Below are 20,534 nucleotides of genomic sequence, written 5' to 3'. Positions count from 1 at the left end.
TCTCGCCTTTGGTGGCGGGCGATCCCAGTCAGCTGGGGTCATTCGGGCTGTCCGGAGGGGTGGGGGAGGGCGGGCAGGGCATCGTCTACCTGGGCGTCAACGATCAGGGTGAGCGGGCCGCGATCAAGCTGCTGCACATGAAGTTCTCCGGCGACACCATCGCCAGGTCGCGTTTCGCCAGGGAGTTGAAGGCGGCCAAACGGGTGGCGTCGTTCTGCACGGCCCGGGTGATCGAGGCCGATCTCGACGGTGACACGCCGTACATCGCCAGCGAGTACATCGACGGCCGGCCGCTCAGGGAGATCGTCGAGACCGACGGGCCGCTCACCGGCACGGTGCTCGACCGGCTCGCGATCGGCACCGCCACCGCGCTGACCGCCATCCACCACGCCTCGATCGTGCACCGCGACTTCAAGCCCGACAACGTGCTGATCGCCGCCGACGGGCCGCGCGTGGTGGACTTCGGGATCGCCCGGATCATCGACTCCACGGGCACGATCACCAGCCGGGCGATCGGGACCCCCTCCTACATGGCGCCGGAGCAGATCGCCGGTGACGACATCGGGCCCTTCACCGACGTGTTCTCGTGGGGGGCGACGATCGCCTTCGCGGCGACGGGGGAGACGGCGTTCGAGGGCAAGTCGATCGCGGTCGTGCTCAACCGGATCCTCAACCACGAGGTCGACGTCAGCATGATGCCGGAGCCGCTGCGCGGCGTGGTGCGCTCGGCGCTGGCCAAGTCGCCCGCGGAGCGGCCCTCCGCCGACCAGATCCTGCTGCGGCTGCTGGGGCAGTCCACCGCCGTGGGGGCCTCCACGGCGGTGCTCAATCAGGGCGTGCAGGTGGCCGGCGACGACACCACGCCGTTCATCAGGGTGTCGGCCGGATCGATCACCGAGCGGCCGGGCCGGACGGGCTCGCTGGTCTCACCGCAGCAGGGATCCGTGGCGCCGGCTCAGCAGACCGGTGCGGGGCCGGTTCAGCAGGGCGGTGTGGTGGAGCCTCGGCATGGGGTCGCGGGGCCTGCCGAGCACGTGACGAAGGCGCCGGGTGGCACCGGTGGTGTGGCGGCGCAGTCAACTGTGCCGCCCGCTGGTGGTCCGACGGTGCCGCCGGAGGGCGGTGGGGCGGCGTACCCGATGCCGGAGCCCGCCGAGCCCGCGCGGCGGGGGCGGGGGAAGTGGTGGATCGGGCTGCTCCTCGCAGTCGTCCTGATCGCGGCGGCGGCGCTCGCGCTGGCGCTGAACGGCTGGCCGCCGCTCGCGTTCGGCGAGCGGCCTGAGCAGAACGGGACCACCGGGGTCTCCACGGTCGTCGACAAGGTGGCCGATGGCGGGAAGATCGTGATCGGTGTGAAGGGCGACCTGCCCGGCGTCGGGTTGCGGAACGGCGACTCCTTCCAGGGGTTCGACGTCGAGATCGCCAAGCGCGTCGCCGCCGGGCTGGGCGCGAAGGAGACGACATTCGTCCAGGTCAGTACGAATGACCGGGCCGTGGCCCTGGCCAAGGGCACGGTGGATCTCGTCGTGGCCACGTACTCCGTCGACCGGAGCGAGGTGCAGTTCGCGGGGCCGTACTATCTGGCCCACCAGGACCTCCTCGTACGCGCAGACGGCGGGCTGGATTCGCTCTCCGACCTCGAGGGCAAGCGGATCTGCGCGCTCAACCGCGCGCTGGTGAGCGCGGTGCAGGACAAGGTGAAGGTCATGCCCGTGGCGGCCAACGACTACGCCGCCTGCATGGACATGCTCGCCAGCGGCGAGGTGGACGCGGTGCCCGGCGACGACGTGATCCTGGCGGGGTTCGCCAGCCGGGAGGACGTGAAGTACAAGATCCTCGGCGCCAAGCTCAACAACGAGCGCTACGCCGTCGGCATCAGGAACGGCGACGCGAAGACCTGCAAGGCGGTCAAGGCGATCATCGCCGACCTCTACCGGACCGGTGCCATGCAGCAGCTCCTGAACAGCTATTTCGGCAACGTCGAGTTCAAACCGGAGCTCAACGTGCCCGCGATGGAAAGCTGCTGATGACAACCGGGTAGCATCCCAAAGTCAATGATTCCTGCGAGTGAGGGGAAGGCCATGGCGTCGTCAGCCAAGGGGCCCGTCAAGGTGACCGTGACCGGAGCCGCCGGCCAGATCGGCTACGCGTTGCTGTTCCGCATCGCGTCGGGGCAGCTGCTCGGCGGCGACGTCCCGGTGAAGCTGAGTCTGCTGGAGATCCCGGCGGCGGTGAAGGCGGCCGAGGGCACCGCCATGGAGCTGGACGACTGCGCGTTCCCGCTGCTGTCCGGCATCGAGATCACCGATGACCCCGACGTCGCCTTCGCGGGCGCCAACGTCGCCCTGCTGGTCGGCGCCATGCCGCGCAAGGCCGGCATGGAGCGCGGCGACCTGCTCGGCGCCAACGGCGGCATCTTCGGCCCGCAGGGCAAGGCGATCAACGACCACGCCGCCGACGACATCAGGGTCCTGGTCGTGGGCAACCCGGCCAACACCAACGCGCTCATCGCCCAGCGCAACGCGCCCGACGTGCCCGCCGACCGCTTCACCGCGATGACCAGGCTCGACCACAACCGCGCGCTGTCGCAGCTCGCGGCCAAGCTGCAGGTCCCGGTCACCGAGATCAAGAAGATGACGATCTGGGGCAACCACTCCGCCACCCAATACCCTGACCTGTTCCACGCCGAGGTCGGCGGCAAGGTCGCGGCCGAGCAGGTCGAGTCCGAGTGGCTGCGGGAGACGTTCATCCCGACGGTGGCCAAGCGCGGCGCCGCCATCATCGAGGCGCGTGGCGCCTCGTCTGCCGCCTCGGCCGCCAACGCCGCGATCGACCACGTCCACGACTGGGTCAACGGCACCGACTGGACGTCGGCCGCGGTCGTTTCCGACGGCTCCTACGGCGTGCCAGAGGGGCTCATCTCGTCGTTCCCGGTCCGCGCGGCCGACGGCACGTTCGAGATCATCCAGGGGCTCGAGATCGACGCCTTCTCCCGTGAGCGCATCGACGCCAGCGTGGCCGAGCTGCAGGAGGAGCGCGACGCGGTGACGTCGCTCGGCCTCATCTGACGTCTGTCGGCGCCCCTCGCCCCGTCGCGGGGGGCGCACCCGGCCCGCGCGCCGTCGTCTGCACCTCGGGGCACGACGCCGGCCGCACGGCCTGCGACGGCGGGGACGTGGCGAAGATCACGCCGGCCGCCGCTGTGAGGCTACCCACCACGATGAGAGCGCAGAAGCGCGGTTTCGTGACCCTTGGTGAAAAGCTCCTCACATTTCGGTATCACAGCACATTTTCGGCCCTCATATCAGCCGTTTCGAGAAAGCGCTTCCCAGGCGTCCGAGACGATGTCGCGCAGGCCCGGCCGTTCGGCCTTCCAGCCCAGCTCGCGCTGGATCCTCGCGGACGAGGCCACGAGCACGGCCGGGTCGCCGGGACGGCGGTCCTCGACGACGGCGGGGATCTCGTGTCCGGTCACCTCACGGCAGACCGAGATCACCTCCCGCACGGAGAAGCCGGCGCCGCTGCCCAGGTTGTAGATCTTGTGTTCGCCAGGCGTGACCGCGTCCAGCGCCAGCAGGTGCGCCTGGGACAGGTCGGCCACGTGGACGTAGTCGCGCACACAGGTGCCGTCGGGCGTCGGGTAGTCGGTGCCGAACACGCTCACCGACGCGCGCTCGCCGGTCGCGACCTTGAGGACGTTGGGGATGAGGTGGGTCTCGATCGTGTGCCGCTCGCGGTAACGGCCGTAGGCGCCGGCCACGTTGAAGTAACGCAGACTCACCGCGCCCAGCCCGCGCACGCGCGCGAACGCGCTCAGCGCGGTGTCGACGGCCAGCTTCGAGGCGCCGTAGGGGTTGGACGGGCGCGTCGGGTCGCTCTCCTGGATGGGGGAGCGTTCAGGCTCACCGTACGTGGCCGCCGTCGAGGAGAACACGATCCTGTTCACGCCCTGGTCCCGCATGGCGTCGAGCAGGGCCAGCGTGCCGCCCAGGTTGGCGGCCCAGTAGCGCCCCGGCTCCCGAACCGACTCGCCCACCAGCGACTTGGCCGCGAAGTGCAGCACCGCGTCCATGCCGTCGAGCGCGTCGTGGGCCTCCGTGATGGACGCCCTGACGAAACGGGCGCCCTCGGGGACCGCGTCCTCGTGCCCCGTGGACAGGTCGTCGAGCACGGTCACCTCGTGCCCCGCCTCGACGAGTTGCGCGGCGACGACACTGCCGACGTATCCGGCCCCTCCTGTGACCAGCAGCCTCATGTGTACTCCTGTCCAAATATGTTTGATTTTGTACGGCTTGCCGTTCAGCATACGCTGGAAAGCACACGAGTACGCTGCCAACCACCATGTTTGACACCGTCGCGGCCAACATCGCCCTGGTCCTGCTTTTCATTCTGATCGGGGGCTTCTTCGCCGCCGCAGAGATGGCGATGGTCTCCCTGCGGGACAGTCAGGTGCGCCAAATCGCCAAGCGCGGGCGCCGGGGCGAGCGGGTGGCCAAGCTCGCCCGTGACCCCAACCGGTTCCTGTCCGCCGTGCAGATCGGCGTGACCGTGGCCACCATGTTGTCGGCCGCGTTCGGCGCCGACCGGCTGGCCGCGCAGCTCGTGCCCGTGCTCGAAGGGTGGCGGGTGCCCGTGGCCGTGGCCCCCGTGTTGGCGCTCGTCCTGGTGACGCTGGCGATCTCGTACGTGTCGCTCGTGCTCGGTGAGCTGGCGCCCAAGCGGCTGGCGCTGCAGCGGGCCGAGGGGCTGTCGTTGTTCGTGGCGCCGTTCCTGGACTGGGTGGCGGCGCTGTCGAGGCCGATCATCTGGATGCTGTCGAAGTCCACCGACGGCGTGGTCCGGCTGCTCGGCGGCAACCCGGAGGCCGATCGGGAGGAGGTCAGCACCGAGGAGCTGCGTGACATGGTCGTCGGGCACACCGACCTCACCACCGACGAGCGCAAGCTGATCGTGGAGGTGTTCGCCGCCGGGAAACGGCAGCTCAGGGAGGTGATGTTGCCGCGTACCGAGGTCGAGTTCATGGACGCGGACACGCCGCTGAGCGAGGCCGCGCGGCTGGCTGCCGGGCTGCCGCACTCCCGCTTTCCGGTTTATCGGGAGTCGTACGATGAGATCGTTGGCTTCGTCCATGTACGTGACCTGCTCGATCCGGCCCTGACCGGGCACACGGAGCCGATCAGCGAGGTCGTGCCGATCCGGCCGGCGAAGTTCGTGCCCGCGTCCAAGCGGCTGCTCACCACGCTGAACGAGATGCGCGACGAGGGTCAGCACCTGGCGATCGTGGTGGACGAATACGGCGGCACGGCCGGCATCGTCACCATGGAGGACCTCGTCGAGGAGCTGATCGGCGACATCAGGGACGAGTACGACGTTCAGGAGGACGTCGTGGTCCTGCCCGCGGGCGAGATCGAGATCGAGGGCCTGACGAACCTCAACGACTTCGCCACCGAGACCGGGATCAGGCTGCCCGACGGGCCGTACGAGACGCTGGCGGGGTTTGTCATGGCGATGCTGGGACATGTCCCAGATGTCGGGGAAAAGGTGGAAATTTCTGGGTTTGAGATGACTGTGACGGAGCTGGATGGGCGGCGTATCGCCAGGCTACGAGTGAAACGCAGACCCATGGCGGTCGAGTCGCCGCCCGAGCAGGATTCCTGACACAATTGGCTGCTATGGCCAGACCTCGTGTTCTCTCCGGCATCCAGCCCACCGCGGACTCCTTCCACCTGGGCAACTACCTGGGTGCGGTTCGTCAGTGGGTTGCCCTGCAGGAGACCCACGACGTGTTCTACTTCGTGGCCGATCTGCACGCGATCACCGTGCAGACCGAGCCGGCGGTCCTGCGTCGCCGCACCCGCGTCGCCGCCGCCCAACTCCTCGCCGCGGGGCTCGACCCGGAACGCTCCACCGTCTTCGTGCAGTCGCACGTGCGCGAGCACTCCGAGCTCGCCTGGATCCTGATCTGCCTCACCGGCATGGGTGAGGCCGCCCGGATGACCCAGTTCAAGGACAAGTCCGCGAAGTTCGGGGAAAACGCCGCCAGCGTCGGCCTCTTCACCTACCCGATTCTGCAGGCGGCCGACGTCCTGATCTACCAGGCGGACCAGGTTCCCGTGGGGGCCGACCAGAAGCAGCACCTGGAGCTCACCCGCGACCTCGCGCAGCGTTTCAACCACCGCTTCGGCGACACGTTCACGTTGCCGGAGCCGTACATCCTCAAGGAGGTCGAGAAGATCACCGACCTTCAGGAGCCGACGGCGAAGATGTCCAAGTCATCGTCCAGCCCGGCGGGCATCATCGACGTCCTCGAGCAGCCGGGCCCGCTCCGCAAGAAGGTCATGCGGGCGGTCACGGACACCGGCTCTGAGGTGCTGTTCGACGAGGACAACAAGCCCGGCATCGCCAACCTGCTGCGCATCCAGTCCGCGCTGACCGCCACCCCCATCCCCGAGTTGGTCGCCCGCTACGAGGGTCAGGGCTACGGCACGTTCAAGAAGGACGTGGCGGAGGCGGTCCTGGACACCTTCACCCCGATCAGGGAGCGCACGGAGAAGCTGCTCTCCGACGAGAAGGAGCTGGACCGCATACTGGCCATCGGCGCGGAACGCGCGACGGCGGTGGCCCGGCAGACGATGGCCGAGGTCCGGGACCGGATTGGTTTCCTCCCCACGCAGTGACACCCGCGCCCCGCTGTTCGATGATCCCTGGCGTGTCTCACCGGTAGGAGTCGATGAGGCGGGCGAGGCGCTGGCCGGCGATCGCCGTGGTCATGATCGGGCACCCGTCGAGCCGGGCCGACTCACGCAGGCCGGACGCCGGCGTGCGGGTACAGGCGACCATCGCCTCCGCCGGATCCGCCGCGTCGTCGAACATCTGGCGCAGGAGGCCAAACGAGCTGGTGGTGCTCAGCCTGACCGACTACGACGCGGTGTACGCCATCCTGGAGCAGGCTCCCGCCGCCCTGGCCGGCCGGGTCGTCGTCAACCTCTGCGCGGACACCCCCGCCAGGGCCCGCGAGGCGGCGGCGTGGATCGCCGAACGCGGCGGCGTGCAGGCCACCGCCGAGCATCGGACGGCCGGGCTCCATGACGTACTACAGCGGTCAGGAGACCGCGATCGAGGCTCACCGGCCCGCCCTGAGCGTCACCAGTCTGGCCGAGGTGCTGAAGCGATGACCGGCCCGGGACCGCGGTACCGGCCGAGGGCCGCAGGGGGTCCGGGGTCACGGCCCGGGACCCTTCCTGGGGCCGATGATCCGGGCCGTTTCCGGCCGCACGCTGGATGGAGGTTGTGCCAGCGGTGAGGCCGGAGGGGGTCGCATGGTGTGGATGGCGTGGCGGACGCTGCGGTGGCATCCGGGGAGCGTGCTGGGGGCGTTCGTCACCCTGGTCGTCGCCACGACCATGGTCGGCGGGTTGTGGTTCGTCATCGATTCGGTGGACCGCCAGGAGGTGCCCGTGGAGCGGTACGCGGGCGTGCCCCTGGTCATCGGGACCGGCGGGATCACGGGGGCGATAGCGCCCGGCCTGGTGGCGGCCGTCGACGCGCTGCCCGAGGTGGCCACGACGGTGCCCGAGCTGCATTTCCCCGCGGAGCTCTCGGTCCGCGGGGTCCCGGTGGAGGTCGCGGGCGACCAGAATCCCCGTCCCTGGGGGCATGGCTGGTCGAGTGCCCGGCTGACGCCGTTCGGCATCCTGGAGGGGCGGCCGCCGCGCGCGGCGGGCGAGGTGGTGCTGGACGCGCGGCTGGCGGAGGCGGCGGGGGCCGGGATCGGTGACGACGTCGAGATCGGCGTGTCGGGGACCGTACGGCCTCATGAGGTGGTCGGCGTGGCGGCGACGAGCACGCCATGGCGGTACCAGTCGGCGCTGTTCTTCGCCGACGGTCACGCCGCCGAGTTGGCCGGGCACCGGTCGGGGACGGACGCGCTCGGCGTCTACCCCCGGCCTGGCACCGGCGTGGTGGCGCTCAGGGCCGCCGTCGAGCAGGTTCTCGGGGCGTACAACCCGCCGGGCGGGCGGACGGTGGCCGCCGTGACAGGGACAGAACGCGGCCTGCGGGAGGGCAACCTCCGCGCGCCGGTCGGTGGCGAGTTCAACACGCTGTGGTTCATGCTCGGCACCGCCGCGCTCGTGGCGACCGGCATGGTCGCGGCAGCCGTCGGGCTGTCGGTGCGGCGCAGGGGCATGGAGCTCGCGGTGCTGCGTGCCATGGGCGCCCGGTCAAGGCAGATCCGCTCGTTGCTGCTCGCCGAGGGGCTGCTCCTGGCCGTGGTCGCCACGGCGGTGGCGATTCCGCTCGGCATGCTCGCGGCGCCCGTGATCGCGGACAGGTTCCGCGACTTCCGCACGGTGAGCGCGGCGTTCGAGGTGAGCTACCGCCCGCAGGCCATGGCGTGGACGTTCGCGCTCACGCTGGGCGTGGCGCTCGCGGCGAGCCTGTTCGCGGTGGCGCGGGCGCTGCGGATCCGGCCGGGGGACGCGCTGGGCGAGGCCCCGGCGGAGGGCCGGCGGCTCGGCAAGGGACGGCTGCTGACCGGGCTGGCGCTGCTGGTGGCGGCCGGCGGGTTGTCGGCGGTCCAGCTCTGGCGGCCGGGCGTCTTCGGCGGGCAGATCGGGACCATGCTGGCGCAGACGCTCACGCTGGCCCTGGTCGTGGCCTCCACGGGGCTGGTGGCGCCGTGGTTCGTGCGGGCCAGTGGCACGCTGCTGCGCGGCGGAGCCACCCGGGTGGCCCGCGTGAGCGGGTTCCTCGCCGCGGCCAACGTCGTCTTCAACCACCGCAGGTTCGCCGGCGCGGCCAGTGCGCTCACGCTGGGCTTGACGCTGGTCGGCGCGACCGCCGGCACCCAGCTCTTCTACGACTGGAGCGTGGCCGCGCGGTCGGCCGGCGAGATCAGCGCGGATCACGTGGTGAAAGCCCCGCCCATCGGACTGTCCGGGGAGCTGCTGCGCCGCGTTCAAAGCCAGGAGGGAACATCCGCCGTGGTCGCCGTGCGCTCGCTGCGGTCGTCGTGGAGGGACGCCCGCGTGCCCGGACGCCCGCCACGGTGGTCACCGGAGATCTGTCGCAGGTCCTGGACCTGCCCGTACGCGGCCGGCTGCTCGGCGACCTGAGCAGGGGCGAGGTCGCCATGGAGGAGTCGACGGCGGCCGCGAGGGGGGTCGTGGTCGGATCACGGGTGCTCGTGCGCTTCCCGGGAGCGGCCAGGGACGAGCGCTACACGGTGGCCACGATCTATCCCTCAACTCCGGAACTCGCGGAGATGGTGTTCACCGCGCCCAGGTGTTGCGGATGGCCTGCTGGGAGAGCGTGCTCACGGTGCTCCCCGTCTTCGTGCTGGCCCTCGCCGCGACGACGTGGACGGTGCTGGTGCACGCCGCGAGCGAGCCCGGCGGCCTGGCCGACCTGGTGTCCTTCATCCCCTTCGACTGGCTGGTCCCCCTCGGCGGGGCCGCGCTGCTCGGCGTCCTGGCGGGATCGCTGCTGGTCGTCCGCGCGGCGACGAGCAACGAAAGGCAGGGCCTGGCATGAACGAGCCCGCGGTCCGGCTCGACGGCATCACAAAGATCTACGGTACGGGACCCTCCGCGGTCACCGCGCTCAAGGACGTCACCCACGGCTTCGCCCGCGGATCGGTCACCGCGGTCATGGGGCAGTCGGGCTCCGGCAAGAGCACCCTGCTCCAGTGCGCCGCGGGCCTGACCCGGCCCACCTCGGGCACGGTGCACATTGGCGGCGCCGACATCACCGAGATGCGCGAGGCCGAGCTGTCGCACCTGCGCAGCGAGCGGATCGGTTTCGTGTTCCAGATCGTCCTCCTGGCGACGCCCATGTACAGCCGACGACGCTGACGTGGTGGGCGATCACGTCGTGCAGCTCACGCGCGATGCGGCGGCGCTCCTCGCGTACCGCGTCCTCGGCCACCCGCTGCTCACGCCGCTCGGACAGCTCCCCGCGCAGGCGTACGACGTAGCCGGCGGCCACCGGCATCGCCGGCATCAGCGCGAAGCTCACGACCGCCGGGGGAGGGCCGTCCAACGCGATCTCGTGGAGGAGCCATCCGGCGGCCAGTGCCGGCGCCGTTGCGGCGAGGGCGATCCGCCCCGAGGTGTGCCTGCCCACGGTGTAGAGCGCGATGACCATCGCGCTGACCGGGGCGTCGTACGCGGGCGCCTGGGCGCCCACCACGTAGAGCACGCCGACGAGCCCGGCGACGACGACCGGATGGCGCCGCCGCAGCAGCATGAGCCCCGCGGCGCCGACCCCGATCAGCAGGAACCTGACGTTGCGGGCGACGGCGGGTGACGTGAGGTCCCCGGTCAGCACGAACTCGGTGAGGTCCACGGAGGGCTGCCCGAGCTCCGCGACCAGCACCACGACGGCCAGCGCGACATCCCCCACCCAGGGACGACTCACCCACTTCGGTACCCCCCCCCGGCGATCATTCCCCTAATGCATCACACCGGGCGAGCTGGCGGCAAACCCTTAGCAGTGCTAATTTAGCGATGCAAAGGAGGGTGTCATGATCAAGACGAGTGCCGCCGACGGAACCGAGGCCCGCGCCATCGACGAGGGGAGCGGGCCGGTCATCCTGGTCCTCCATCCCGGTCTCGACGACGGCGCGTCCTGGGGGAAGGTGGCGGCCCTGCTGGCGCCGCGCCACCGGGTCGTACGCGTGCACCGCCGCCGTTACCGGCTGGACCTCGACGGCGCGTCATGCACGATCGAGCAGGAGGTCGAGCACGTCCTCGCGGTGGTGCGGGCGATCGGCGGCGGGCCGATGCCGGTGGCCGCGCACTCCTCAGGTGCGGTGATCGCGCTGGAGGCCATGCTGGCCGCGCCGTCGGCGTTCGCCGGTGCGCTCCTCTACGAGCCGCCGGTCGTGATCGGCGCGCCGCTCGGCGGGCCGCACGGCGAGATCCACGCGCGGGCGCGGGCGGCTCTCGCGGCGGGCAAACCGGGCAAGGCGCTGCAGATCTTCGTACGCGACACCGTCGGCGTCCCGGCGTGGACGGCGCTGCTGATCCGCGCGTTCGTGTCGGTCGAGCCAAGACTGCGGGCCCTGGTTCCCGGGCAGATCGAGGACAACGCCGCCATCGACACCCTCGGGATCCGGCTCGACGCCTACGCCGGGATCGACGTGCCGATGGTGTTGCTCGGCGGCGACCGCAGCCCGGCCCATCTGGGTGAGCGTCTCGACGCGCTGGCTCGCGTGTTGCCACAGGCGGAGCGGGTGGTGCTGCACGGGGAGGGGCACGGGGCCCACGCCCGTGCCCCCGGCCAGGTCGCCGCCACCATCGAGAAGCTGGCCGCCAGAGTCCTCCCCCCGCCCGGCTGACCGTCGCCGGCTCAGGTGACACGCCGGGACCCCGAGCCGACCTCAGAAAAGGACGCGCCAACATCAGGAAGGCCGCCGACTTCAGAAGGCCCGCGCCGACGTCCGGAGGGACGCGCCGACCTCAGGAGGGGTGTCGTCTCATTTGCGCCGAGTCGCGCGGTGGATGCGGAGTAGGGCGCGCAGGGCGGCCAGGCTGGGCCTGGTGAGCCGGAGGTCGCCCTGGGAGGCGGTCCAGCCGGAACGATCTCGCTCGAACATCCACCCCGGGAACTCGCGTGTAGCCTCCTGCATGAGGCGTTCCATGACGAAATCGGCACTCGGCGCTGTGGTCATGAACGCAGAGTGTCATCGGGAAGCCGCTCCGTGACGAACTCCCGCGTCCGAACTCTGAGTTCGGACGCGGGCTCAGGTCACGATCCCGTGGCGTTCCGCGAGGAAACGGACCTCCGGCGCCCACGACGGCCGCGCGCGCCGCGCCAGCGATCTGACCATCTCCCTCAGCAGCAGTTTGTGGTCGAGCTCCTCCGGGCACTCGCGTTCGATGCGCAGGAGGTGGAGCAGGCTGGCGGCGTCGTCGCCCAGGTCCTCGCAGGCGCGGGCGACCTGGGCCAGGTGGGTGGTGCGCCGCTCGATGGACGGTGTGCGGCGCAGGTCGATGTCGTCGGCGATGCGCAGCACCGCTTCAGGGTGGCCGGTGTCGTTCTCGACGCTGGCCATGTGGATGGCGACGTTGGTGGGGCCGAAGAAGGCCAGGTCGTAGTCGCCCGAGGAGTCCTCGACGCGCGCGGCGAGCCGGGAGGCCACGCCGCGCAGCGTGTCCCTGGCCTCGTCGTCGTCTCCCGAGCGGGCCGCGCCGATCGCGGCGAGCAGGTGGAGCGCGCCGAGCGCCTTGATGTGGCGCTGGTCGCCGTCGCCGACGTGGGGATCGAGGAGCTCGATGCCGCGCCGGGCGACGTCGTACGCGATCTGGTGCATGTCGTCGGACAACATCGACTGCCCCAGATTCCAGTACGCCCACGCGACCATCAGCGGATCCCCGGACTCCTCGGCGAAGCGCATGGCCCGGTCGGCCGCGAGATGCGCGAGATCCACCCGCCGTAGGTGCTTGAGCACGCCCCTGGCCAGCAGATACGCGTCCGTCGCCACACGGTGCGCGTCCGGCGTCTGGTCGAGCACCAGGCTCTCGGCGTCGGTGACCAGGGACGGCAGCGCCGCCATGAGGATCGAGTAGCGGCTCGTCGAGGTGAACCAGGCGTTGCGCGCGGCGGCCACCCGTTCGGACAGTTGTTCGGCGTCGGGCGGCTCGATGTCGGGCGCCAGGGAGCGGGAGGCGAACAGGGCGCGCTCGATGTCGCTGACCTGCGGCCGGCTGGGCTCGTGGGAGTCACGCGGGGTCTCGCCCAACAGCACGGCGGTGCGTACGCCCAGCACTTTGGCGATCTCCCGCAGCAGGGGCAGCGAGGGGGTGCGCTTGCCATGCTCGATCAACTCGATGTGCCGGGCGGTGCATCCGGACTGGGTCGCGAGCGCGGTCGTGCTCATGCCCCTGCGCTCACGCTGGAGTCTGACCATCTGCCCGGTGCTGATTTCGGTCATCGGCTGGATGCCTCCTGGCTCGTCCCAACCCCCTCAGGCTAGGGCTCCCGCATCCCGGCTGCCATGGTTTCGGTGCAGCTCAGGGGGTGTGATATCGCTCCTGGTGAGCGGGCTGTCGCACTGGGGAACCGGCTCCGGCGACACGGTCCCGGTGGCGGGGGCGTGCGTTCGGGCGGGCTGGGCAGAGGCTCCACCATGACGTGGCGACGGTCCTCGCGACGCCGGCGGAATCGGCCGGCACGGTGGTGCGGGTGTGATCGTGGCGGCCGGGGCCGGGCGTGATGGCGGGCCCGGCGGAGTGGATCGAAGCGGTCAGGTCCTGGGGCCGCGCCAAGGTGGACGAGTGGCGGGTGCGCAGGCTGTCGTTCGACCATCTGCTCAGAGCGGTGCGGCGCTACCAGCTGCAGTACGGCGACCGGCTGGCCGGCGCGGTGACGTACTTCGCCTTTCTGTCGTTCTTTCCGCTGGTGGCGCTGTCGTACGCGGCGCTCGGGTTCGTGGTGGCGACCAGCGGGACCACCAGGGAAGCGCTTCAGCAGGCGATCGTCGAACGCCTGCCTGGCCTCGCAGGCCAGCTCAACATCGGCGCCATCGCCAGGGCCAAGGAGGCGGCGGGGATCATCGGCCTGCTCGGCCTCCTCTACGCCGGGCTCGGCGCGCTGGACGCGTTGCGCGGCGCGTTGCGTGAGATGACCATGACCACCGCGCCGCCGCTCAACTACTTCGCCGCCAAGCTGCGTGACCTGGTCTCGCTCGTCGTGATCGGAATCACCATGATCGCGTCCGTGCTGGTCGCGGGGTTCGCCACCGCGGCCACGGACCGGGTGCTGCACTTCCTCTTCGGCGACGCGCCCCTGCTGGTCACCCTCGGGCTCAGGATCGCCGGGGTGGTCGCGAGCGTGGCGGCGGACTGGCTGCTGTTCGTGATCCTGCTCGGATGGGTGGCCGGGCGGGCGGGGCCGTTCCGGGTGATCGCCAGGGGGGCGCTGCTCGGGGCGATCGGGTTCGGGCTGCTCAAGCAGGTGGCCACACTGCTGCTCGGGCAGACGCTCGGCAACCCCGTCTACGGTGCGTTCGCCGTCATCGCGGGCCTGCTGATCTGGATCAACCTCTCCGCCAGGCTCGTGCTCTACGTCGCCGCCTGGACGGCCACGGCCGGCTTCTGCCCGCCGCCGTCGCCGTCACCCGTCCCCTCGTCATCGGAGCCGTGACCGGCCGCGCTCAGCGCGTTTCATGGCCGTGACCGGCCGCGCGCTCAAGAGCCTTCAGAGCCGGGACTTGCCGCGCTTGCGGCGGATCCCGTACCAGAGCCAGATCAGGCCGAACAGCAGCCCGCCGCCGATCACCACCGACCCGACCGTCCTGGTGTAGCCGCTCTGCGCGGAGGCGGCCGTGTCCAGCATCGGCGGCTGGGCGGCCGGTGTGACCTTCGTGGCCGGCGCGGACCCAGCCTGCTGGGGAGCGGCCTGCGCCTCGGGGAGCGGGTCGACGAGCGTCCCGACCGGCGCGGCCTTGCCCCTGACCGAGAAGCCCCAGTCGAGCAGCTCGGCCACCTCGTCCCAGAAGCCGCCCTGGTGCCGCATGATGCTCACCACGATCGTGTGACCGCCGCGGGTGGCCGCGCCGACGAAGCTGGCCTGCGCCTTGGTGGTCCAGCCGTTCTTGACGCCGACCATGCCCTCGTAGCGCCAGAGCAGCTTGTTGTGGTTGCTGATCTCGTAGTGGCCCTTCGGGGCCGGGAACTTGGCGGTCTTCGTGCTGATGTAGCGGAAGAAGTCCTTGTTGGCCAGGCCGGCGCGGGCGATGAGCGCCAGGTCGTAGGCCGAGCTGCTCTGCCCCGGCTTGTCCAGGCCGCTGGGCGTCTTGGCCACGGTGTCGTACGCCTGCAGCCGCTTGGCCTCGGCGTTCATGTCGCTCATGGTCTTGGCGACGCCGCCGTTCGTCTCGGCCAGTGCCATGGCCGCGTCGTTGCCAGAGGACATCATCAGGGCCTTGAACAGGTCGTCCACCTTGTACGTCGCCTTGGGCGACAGGCCGACCGCGCTGCCCTCCTGGTTGCACGCGTTCTTGCTGGGCCGGACCTTGAGGTCCTTGTCCAGCTTCTGGATGAGCGTCAACGCGGTGAGCGTCTTGAGCGTGCTGGCCGGCAGGTACTTCCCGTGCGCGTCCTTCGCCGCGAGCACCTGGCCGGCGGTCACGTCCGCGATGACGTACGAAGTAGCCTGGGACTTGGGTGGCTTCTTGACACCCGCGGGCGACACCAGGCCGCGGCTGCCCATGGCCTCGCCGCCGACCGGTGTCGAGGGCGCGGCATATGTCGGCGTGGCATATGCGGTCCCGCTCGTGAGCGAGGCCGATGCGAGGAATGCCGCAATTGGCACGATTTTGGTCCACATGGCGGTCTCAGCGTAGCTCTGCGTTAATGCCCATGTGGCGACACATCCCCCGAAGATCCACCTTCGATACCAGAGAGGCATTCATGTCGCGAAAGATCGCCGGTTTCCTCATCATCCTCGGCGTGTTCATGATCTTCGAGTGGGTGAATCTCGGGTTTAACTTGGCCGACGGGCATCCCACCAGCTTCTACGTGGTGCACGGGATCCTCATCGTGGTGAACATCGTCCTCGCCGTCGTGCTGGGGATCATCGGCTGGCGCGGCCTGCTCGGCTCGCCGGTCAGGGGCCGCAAAGGAGACGCCGGGTGAGGGCGTGCAGTTCGTCGGCCTCCTCGCGTGAGTCGCCTATCGAGGTGAAGCCCAGCTTCCCGTACTCGGGGATGGCCCCGAGCAGGTGGAAGACGTTCCCGGTGCGCCGCTCCTTGTCGAAGCCGATCCCGAGCCGCTCGGCCGTGCGCACGACCTCTCCTGGGGTACGCCCGCGCAGGCACGCGGAAGCGCAGTTGTCGGTCGCGGTGTAGAACTTCGGCTGATTTCCGGACATGAGGAAGCCGGTGCCGGGGTCGTACGTCGCCCCCGTCGTCAGCATGGCGGCGCCGAACGGATGCGTGGTGCCGCCGATCCGCAGGTTGATCTCGCACAGCAGCGCCGCGTACCCGGCGTCGGCCTTGAGCGCGAAGAAGTCCATCCCGAAGAGCCCCACCACGCCGTGCTTGGCCAGCACGCGCGCGATCCGGTCCGCCGACGCGCCGACCTCGGCGCGGTACTCGTCCGCCGCCGGGAACGTGCAGCCCTGGTAGACGTGGTTGTTGGCCCCGCCGAGCACCTGGTCGTGGGTGGCGAGCACCTGCGCATCGCCGCCCGGGGTGATGCGGGCCAGCGCACTGGGATGGTAGAGCGGCTGGTGCTCGATGAACTCCTCGACCACGCCGCCCCGGTCCCGCATCTTGGCCGTGAAGTTGTCCCAGGTCTCGTCGGCCATCGAGAAGCTGGTCCGCGACCTGTCAGACTTGGTGACGATCACGTTGCCGAGCCCGGAGTAGCCGTCGTTCAGCTTGACGATCACCCGTTCGCCCGGCAGGACGTCGATGGCCTCCTCGATCTCCAGCGCCGTACGCATGTCGCCGAAGCCGCGCGGCATCGGCACGCCCGCCTCGTGTCCCACCTCCCTGGCTCCGCTCTTGGAGCCGTAATAGGAAAGGGACGTGGCGGGACCGTAGAGGGGAACGCTGAGTAACGAGGCCAGCTCCTCCTCCAGCTCACTCAGGACGAACGGCACCAGCCAGGCGTCGCCGTCGATCGACGCGCGCAGCCGCTCGATCGCGTCGGGACGGGACAGCAGAGTCCTGGTCAACGGCTGAGACCAGGGGTCGTCGAGGCTGATCAGCGTGAGCCGCTTGGCCGCGTCATCCGGGTCGGGCAGGAACGCGAAGTAGTAGTCGATGATGTCGGGATCGACGGGCGCGGAGGACAGGTAGATCACCTTGACCCCGGGCTCGCGGAGCGTGAGCAGCAGGAACAGCAACCGCTCCTCGTACGAGCGGGCGGCCGTGATGCGCCGGAGCTCGTCCTGCGGAAGGGAGAGCGAGGGTACGACCACCAGGGTCCCCTCGCCCGGCTCGAAGATGCTCAACCCAGCATACTTCTCCCCGAACGGGATATTAGTGATCATACAGCGAGTGAAACACGCATTCTTCTCAAATGCAGCCATCGCCGAAGTGTGATGACCATGACAGAAGGTGACAGGATTCGGAATCACTGACCACGTTTGGAAGTGGCGTCTTCGGGTCATGATCTTCTGATCCCTTGTGACTATTTCCGGATCAACCGGAACCTCACTCAATGTGACCACCGGTGGTTACGGACATGCCGTCGGCTAACTTTTGGTGTATCTCGCGACGCGAAGTAGCGCAGGAGCGATAAAGTCGAAGCATCGCCATCGGGCTCACAGCCGACCGCTGTGCTCCCGGGCTGCAGCGGCTCATGGACGCAAGCCCGTGCTGACGATCTCGCGCACCGACACCAGCGGGTGCGTTTTTTGATTCGCCGAGCGGCCGCACAACCGGGTGGCGGCCGCTGCGGATGGACGACTACTTACAGCGCACGAGCCGCGATGGTCAGCACATATTGAGGGCGCGCGGCATGGGACGGGATGGTGACATATGCGGGGACGTGAGCTTCGGGGCGAACTCGACGCGTTCCTGACGGAGACCGAGCAGGATCTCGTGGCGTTCCGGCGTGATCTCCACATGCATCCTGAGCTGGCCTTCGCCGAATATCGCACGACTCAGCGGATCGCCGAGCGGCTCACCGCCGCCGGGCTGACCCCCTCCGTGCTGCCGCGCGGCACCGGCCTCATCTGCGACGTGGGCAGCGGCGACGGGCCGACCGTCGCGTTGCGCGCCGACATCGACGCGCTGCCCCTGCAGGACGAGAAGGACGTCCCCTACCGCTCCACCGTCCCCGGCGTCTGCCACGCCTGCGGGCACGACGTGCACACCACGATCCTGCTCGGCACCTCGATCTTCCTCGCCCAGCAGGCCGCCGCCGGGCTGCTGCCCGGCCGGGTGCGCCTGATCTTCCAGCCCGCCGAGGAGCTGCCCGGCGGCGCGCTCGAGGTCATGGCGCACGGCGGCATCAGCGGCGTCGACCGCATCTTCGGCCTCCACTGCGACCCTCGCGTGGAGGTCGGCCAGCTCGGGCTCAGGCCGGGCGCGATCACCTCGGCCTGCGACAAGCTGGCCGTCCGGGTCTCCGGCCCCGGCGGTCACACCGCCCGCCCCCACCTGACCGCCGACCTGGTCTTCGCCCTGGCCAAGATCCTCACCGAGCTGCCCGCCGCGCTGTCGCGCCGCGTCGACCCGCGTTCATCGCTCAGCCTCGTCTGGGGCCGGGTCGAGGCCGGCTCGGCGGCCAACGCGATCCCCGACGACGGCATCGCCGAGGGCACCGTCCGCTGCCTCGACGAGAACGCCTGGCACGCCGCCCCCGACCTGATCAAGTCCCTCCTGGAGTCGGTGGCCGGCGCCTACGGCGTGGAGGCCACGATGGACTACACGCGCGGCGTGCCGCCGGTGGTCAACGACGAGGTCAGCGTCGAGATGCTGACCGAGGCCGCCGAGCGGGCGCTGGGCGCCGGGGCCGTGGTCCCGACCCAGCAGTCGCTCGGCGGCGAGGACTTCGCCTGGTATCTCGAGTCGATCCCCGGCGCGTACGCCAGGCTCGGCACGCGCTCACCCGGCGGGGTCGCCTACGACATCCACCAGGGCACGTTCGACGTGGACGAGCAGACGATCTCCATGGGTGTGCGGGTCATGGCCACGACCGCGCTGAACGCCCTGTGGGAGGTCGGCCCGCTCGACTCGATCACCACCACCGCGATGGCCTAGAGGAGTCTGCCGAAGGTCACGGGCAGTCGCAGGGAGGAGTGCCCCGGTGAGACCGTGATCTTCGTGCCGGGCGGGTAGCGCAGGGTGTAGTCGTAGTCGGTCGAGATGATCACCACGCCCAGCCGGTGGCCCTTCTTGAACAGGTAGTCCGTCGGCTGGAAGTCCCAGCTGAAGGTGTAGTCCTTGCCGGGCCGCAGGGCCTCCGTACGGTCCTGGCGGTGCCGGTTGCGTACGTCGAGCCAGCCCCTGGTGACGATCTTGTAAGGGGTCGTGGCCGTGCCGAGCGTCCTGAGCACGATGCAGCCGGTGTCGCCGGGGATCCCCTGGCCGTAGCAGTAGTTCTGGCCGGTCGAGACCAGGCTCCCGTTCGGGCGGACGTCGGTGCCGTAGTCGACCAGCAACGCCGTCAGGTACGGCGACGCGCCGTCCTTGAACGAGGCCCGCACCGACACCGTGGGCGTGCCCGAGATCCGCACGTCGGCGGGCAGTGCGCCGGTCGAGTACGCCAGCCGGTTCGGATCCGAGCCCGTCGCCTCGACCAGCTGCTCGGCGGTCCTGGCCTTCTGGTCCGTGAACGACTGCTTGGCCGACAGCGGCCGGGGGAGCAGGCTCAGTTTCGAGCCCGAGCCCAGCCAGAGCGGGACGGTCGCCGAGCCGGGCAGCGGCCACGAGGCGTGCCGCTCCCACTGGCCGACCGCGATCTCCACGTCCGCCTGCGGCTCACGCATGATGCCGGAGTCGATGCCGTGCAGCCAGTAGTCGAACCAGCCGTGCAACTGGCGCAGCCACTCGGCGGTACGGATGTTGAACGGGCTCAGGTGGGTGCCCTGGTGCAGCCAGATCTTGCGCGGCACGTGGCGCTTGGCCAGGGCGTACCACCACTGCGCGGACTGCTTGGTCTTGACGTTCCAGTCGTTGAGCCCGTGGGCGACGAAGACGCTGGCCTTGACCTTGCCGACGTCCTTCATGTAGTCGCGGGCGGCCCAGAACGCGCTGTCGTCGCCGGTGATCCGGTCCTGCTCGGTGGCGATTCGGTCGATCAGCGCGCCGCACGCCTCCTGACCGTTCTCCCTGGTCAGCACGTACTTGGCGAGTACGTCCAGGTCCTCGCCCTGGAAGCCGCCCGGCGCGAGGACGCCGCCGTTGGCGCGGTAGTAGTCGTACCAGCTGGAGATCGCCGAGATCGGCACGATCGTCTCCAGGCCCTCGACGCCCGTCGCGGCGACGGCGTTGGCGAGCGTGCCGTTGTAGGAGACGCCGATCATGCCGACCTTGCCGGTGGACCAGGTGGCCTCGACCGGTGCGCCCGAGGCGTCGAAGCCCTTGGCGCGGCCGTTCAGCCAGTCGATCACGGCCTTCGGTCCCGCGGTCTCGTTGACGTCGCCGGAGGTGGGGCAGCCGGTGGCGCGGCCGCTGCCCAGGTTCTCCACCAGCGCGACGGCGTACCCGCGGGGCAGGAAGTAGTTGTCGTAGTAGCCGTCGAAGGGCTCGGCGGCGAGCTTGTTCGACAGGGCGCGCAGGGTGGGCAGGGGGTTGCCGTTCTCGTCCACGTCCACGGGATGGTTGGCGACGTCGTTGCCGCCGGCGAAGTACGGGCTCGCCTCCATGATCACGGGGACCTTGAGCCCCTGGTCGGTCTCCTTGGGGCGAAGGATGTCGACGGCGACCCGGTCGGGGCTGCCGTCGCTGTCGCTGTCGGTCCCCTCGACCTCGACGAACACCGTCTGCATGACGGCGTCAGCCCGGGAGAACACCGGCTGCGTGGCGTTGTTCTCGACCTTGATGGCGGGGGTGCCGGCGGTGGCGGGTGGGG

The 20,534-nt window shown here is 70.0% G+C and carries 19 protein-coding genes; 11 read left to right on the top strand and 8 right to left on the bottom strand.

Features of this window, described 5'->3' with window-relative positions; genetic code table 11:
• Window positions 1-2,027: serine/threonine-protein kinase (locus ITP53_RS41440; RefSeq protein WP_195900942.1), on the top strand; the 2,027-nt coding region annotated here is incomplete at its 5' end.
• Between the two features lie 54 nt (window positions 2,028-2,081).
• On the top strand, window positions 2,082-3,068 hold the full coding sequence (locus ITP53_RS41435; RefSeq protein WP_195900941.1) for a malate dehydrogenase: 987 nt from the start codon (window positions 2,082-2,084) through the stop codon (window positions 3,066-3,068).
• 236 nt (window positions 3,069-3,304) lie between these two features.
• On the opposite strand, the gene galE is transcribed toward ITP53_RS41435, so the two are convergent.
• Window positions 3,305-4,255, bottom strand: coding sequence for a UDP-glucose 4-epimerase GalE (gene galE, locus ITP53_RS41430; protein WP_195900940.1), 951 nt, complete (start codon window positions 4,253-4,255; stop codon window positions 3,305-3,307).
• Between the two features lie 86 nt (window positions 4,256-4,341).
• Here galE and ITP53_RS41425 point away from each other — a divergent pair, with 86 nt between their 5' ends.
• Both ITP53_RS41425 and trpS read left to right on the top strand, forming a co-directional pair.
• Window positions 4,342-5,658: a hemolysin family protein gene (locus tag ITP53_RS41425; RefSeq protein ID WP_195900939.1), complete on the top strand. Its 1,317-nt coding sequence runs from the start codon at window positions 4,342-4,344 to the stop codon at window positions 5,656-5,658.
• Window positions 5,659-5,672: 14 nt separating this feature from the next.
• Window positions 5,673-6,677 (top strand): tryptophan--tRNA ligase, encoded by a 1,005-nt coding sequence (trpS, locus tag ITP53_RS41420; protein WP_195900938.1) that lies wholly within the window; start codon window positions 5,673-5,675, stop codon window positions 6,675-6,677.
• A 37-nt stretch (window positions 6,678-6,714) separates the two neighbouring features.
• Here trpS and ITP53_RS41415 read toward each other — a convergent pair whose 3' ends face one another.
• On the bottom strand, window positions 6,715-6,873 hold the full coding sequence (locus ITP53_RS41415; protein ID WP_195900944.1) for a hypothetical protein: 159 nt from the start codon (window positions 6,871-6,873) through the stop codon (window positions 6,715-6,717).
• A 446-nt stretch (window positions 6,874-7,319) separates the two neighbouring features.
• Here ITP53_RS41415 and ITP53_RS41405 point away from each other — a divergent pair, with 446 nt between their 5' ends.
• The 3 genes from ITP53_RS41405 (at window position 7,320) to ITP53_RS41395 (ending at window position 9,854) form a co-directional block, all read left to right on the top strand.
• Window positions 7,320-9,116 carry an ABC transporter permease gene (locus ITP53_RS41405; RefSeq protein WP_195900937.1) on the top strand — a complete coding sequence of 599 codons (1,797 nt, stop codon included), beginning with the start codon at window positions 7,320-7,322 and terminating at the stop codon, window positions 9,114-9,116.
• A 178-nt stretch (window positions 9,117-9,294) separates the two neighbouring features.
• Window positions 9,295-9,534, top strand: coding sequence for a hypothetical protein (locus ITP53_RS41400; protein WP_195900936.1), 240 nt, complete (start codon window positions 9,295-9,297; stop codon window positions 9,532-9,534).
• Complete coding sequence (locus tag ITP53_RS41395) at window positions 9,531-9,854, top strand: ATP-binding cassette domain-containing protein (protein ID WP_195900935.1); 324 nt, start codon at window positions 9,531-9,533, stop codon at window positions 9,852-9,854. Before ITP53_RS41400 ends, ITP53_RS41395 begins: the two co-directional genes overlap by 4 nt.
• On the opposite strand, the gene ITP53_RS60680 is transcribed toward ITP53_RS41395, so the two are convergent.
• The gene (locus ITP53_RS60680; protein ID WP_195900934.1) at window positions 9,748-10,419 is read right to left on the bottom strand and encodes a histidine kinase; all 672 of its coding nucleotides are present in this window, start codon (window positions 10,417-10,419) and stop codon (window positions 9,748-9,750) included. The genes ITP53_RS41395 and ITP53_RS60680 overlap by 107 nt on opposite strands.
• A 106-nt stretch (window positions 10,420-10,525) precedes the next feature.
• On the opposite strand from ITP53_RS60680, the gene ITP53_RS41385 reads away from it, so the two are divergent.
• Window positions 10,526-11,341, top strand: coding sequence for an alpha/beta fold hydrolase (locus ITP53_RS41385; RefSeq protein ID WP_195900933.1), 816 nt, complete (start codon window positions 10,526-10,528; stop codon window positions 11,339-11,341).
• 138 nt (window positions 11,342-11,479) lie between these two features.
• Here the strand turns inward: ITP53_RS41385 and ITP53_RS41380 are convergent, their stop codons facing one another.
• Both ITP53_RS41380 and ITP53_RS41375 read right to left on the bottom strand, forming a co-directional pair.
• On the bottom strand, window positions 11,480-11,674 hold the full coding sequence (locus ITP53_RS41380) for a hypothetical protein (protein ID WP_195900932.1): 195 nt from the start codon (window positions 11,672-11,674) through the stop codon (window positions 11,480-11,482).
• A 72-nt stretch (window positions 11,675-11,746) separates the two neighbouring features.
• Window positions 11,747-12,937 carry a helix-turn-helix domain-containing protein gene (locus tag ITP53_RS41375; protein ID WP_195900931.1) on the bottom strand — a complete coding sequence of 397 codons (1,191 nt, stop codon included), beginning with the start codon at window positions 12,935-12,937 and terminating at the stop codon, window positions 11,747-11,749.
• A 281-nt stretch (window positions 12,938-13,218) separates the two neighbouring features.
• Between ITP53_RS41375 and ITP53_RS41370 the strand changes: the two genes are divergently transcribed.
• Window positions 13,219-14,148 (top strand): YihY/virulence factor BrkB family protein, encoded by a 930-nt coding sequence (locus tag ITP53_RS41370; protein WP_195900943.1) that lies wholly within the window; start codon window positions 13,219-13,221, stop codon window positions 14,146-14,148.
• A gap of 54 nt (window positions 14,149-14,202) precedes the next feature.
• Here the strand turns inward: ITP53_RS41370 and ITP53_RS41365 are convergent, their stop codons facing one another.
• Entirely contained in the window at window positions 14,203-15,318 is a 1,116-nt protein-coding gene (locus ITP53_RS41365; protein ID WP_328817435.1) for a D-alanyl-D-alanine carboxypeptidase family protein, read from the bottom strand.
• A gap of 98 nt (window positions 15,319-15,416) precedes the next feature.
• On the opposite strand from ITP53_RS41365, the gene ITP53_RS41360 reads away from it, so the two are divergent.
• Window positions 15,417-15,641: an SCO4848 family membrane protein gene (locus ITP53_RS41360; protein ID WP_195900929.1), complete on the top strand. Its 225-nt coding sequence runs from the start codon at window positions 15,417-15,419 to the stop codon at window positions 15,639-15,641.
• Here the strand turns inward: ITP53_RS41360 and ITP53_RS41355 are convergent.
• A complete protein-coding gene (locus ITP53_RS41355; protein ID WP_195900928.1) occupies window positions 15,613-16,965 on the bottom strand; it encodes a peptide ligase PGM1-related protein in 1,353 nt (450 codons plus the stop codon). The genes ITP53_RS41360 and ITP53_RS41355 overlap by 29 nt on opposite strands.
• A 529-nt stretch (window positions 16,966-17,494) precedes the next feature.
• On the opposite strand from ITP53_RS41355, the gene ITP53_RS41350 reads away from it, so the two are divergent.
• A complete protein-coding gene (locus ITP53_RS41350) occupies window positions 17,495-18,721 on the top strand; it encodes a M20 family metallopeptidase (protein ID WP_195900927.1) in 1,227 nt (408 codons plus the stop codon).
• On the opposite strand, the gene ITP53_RS41345 is transcribed toward ITP53_RS41350, so the two are convergent.
• On the bottom strand, window positions 18,718-20,534 hold a 1,817-nt coding region (locus tag ITP53_RS41345), incomplete at its 5' end, for a Xaa-Pro dipeptidyl-peptidase (RefSeq protein WP_195900926.1). The two genes, ITP53_RS41350 and ITP53_RS41345, sit on opposite strands and share 4 nt — an antisense overlap.

Origin of the sequence: Nonomuraea cypriaca (assembly GCF_015645445.1) — a bacterium.
Taxonomy (GTDB): Bacteria; Actinomycetota; Actinomycetes; order Streptosporangiales; family Streptosporangiaceae; genus Nonomuraea; species Nonomuraea cypriaca.
The sequence above is the reverse complement of the archived record's forward strand: the minus strand, read 5'-3'. Positions and strand labels throughout refer to the sequence as shown.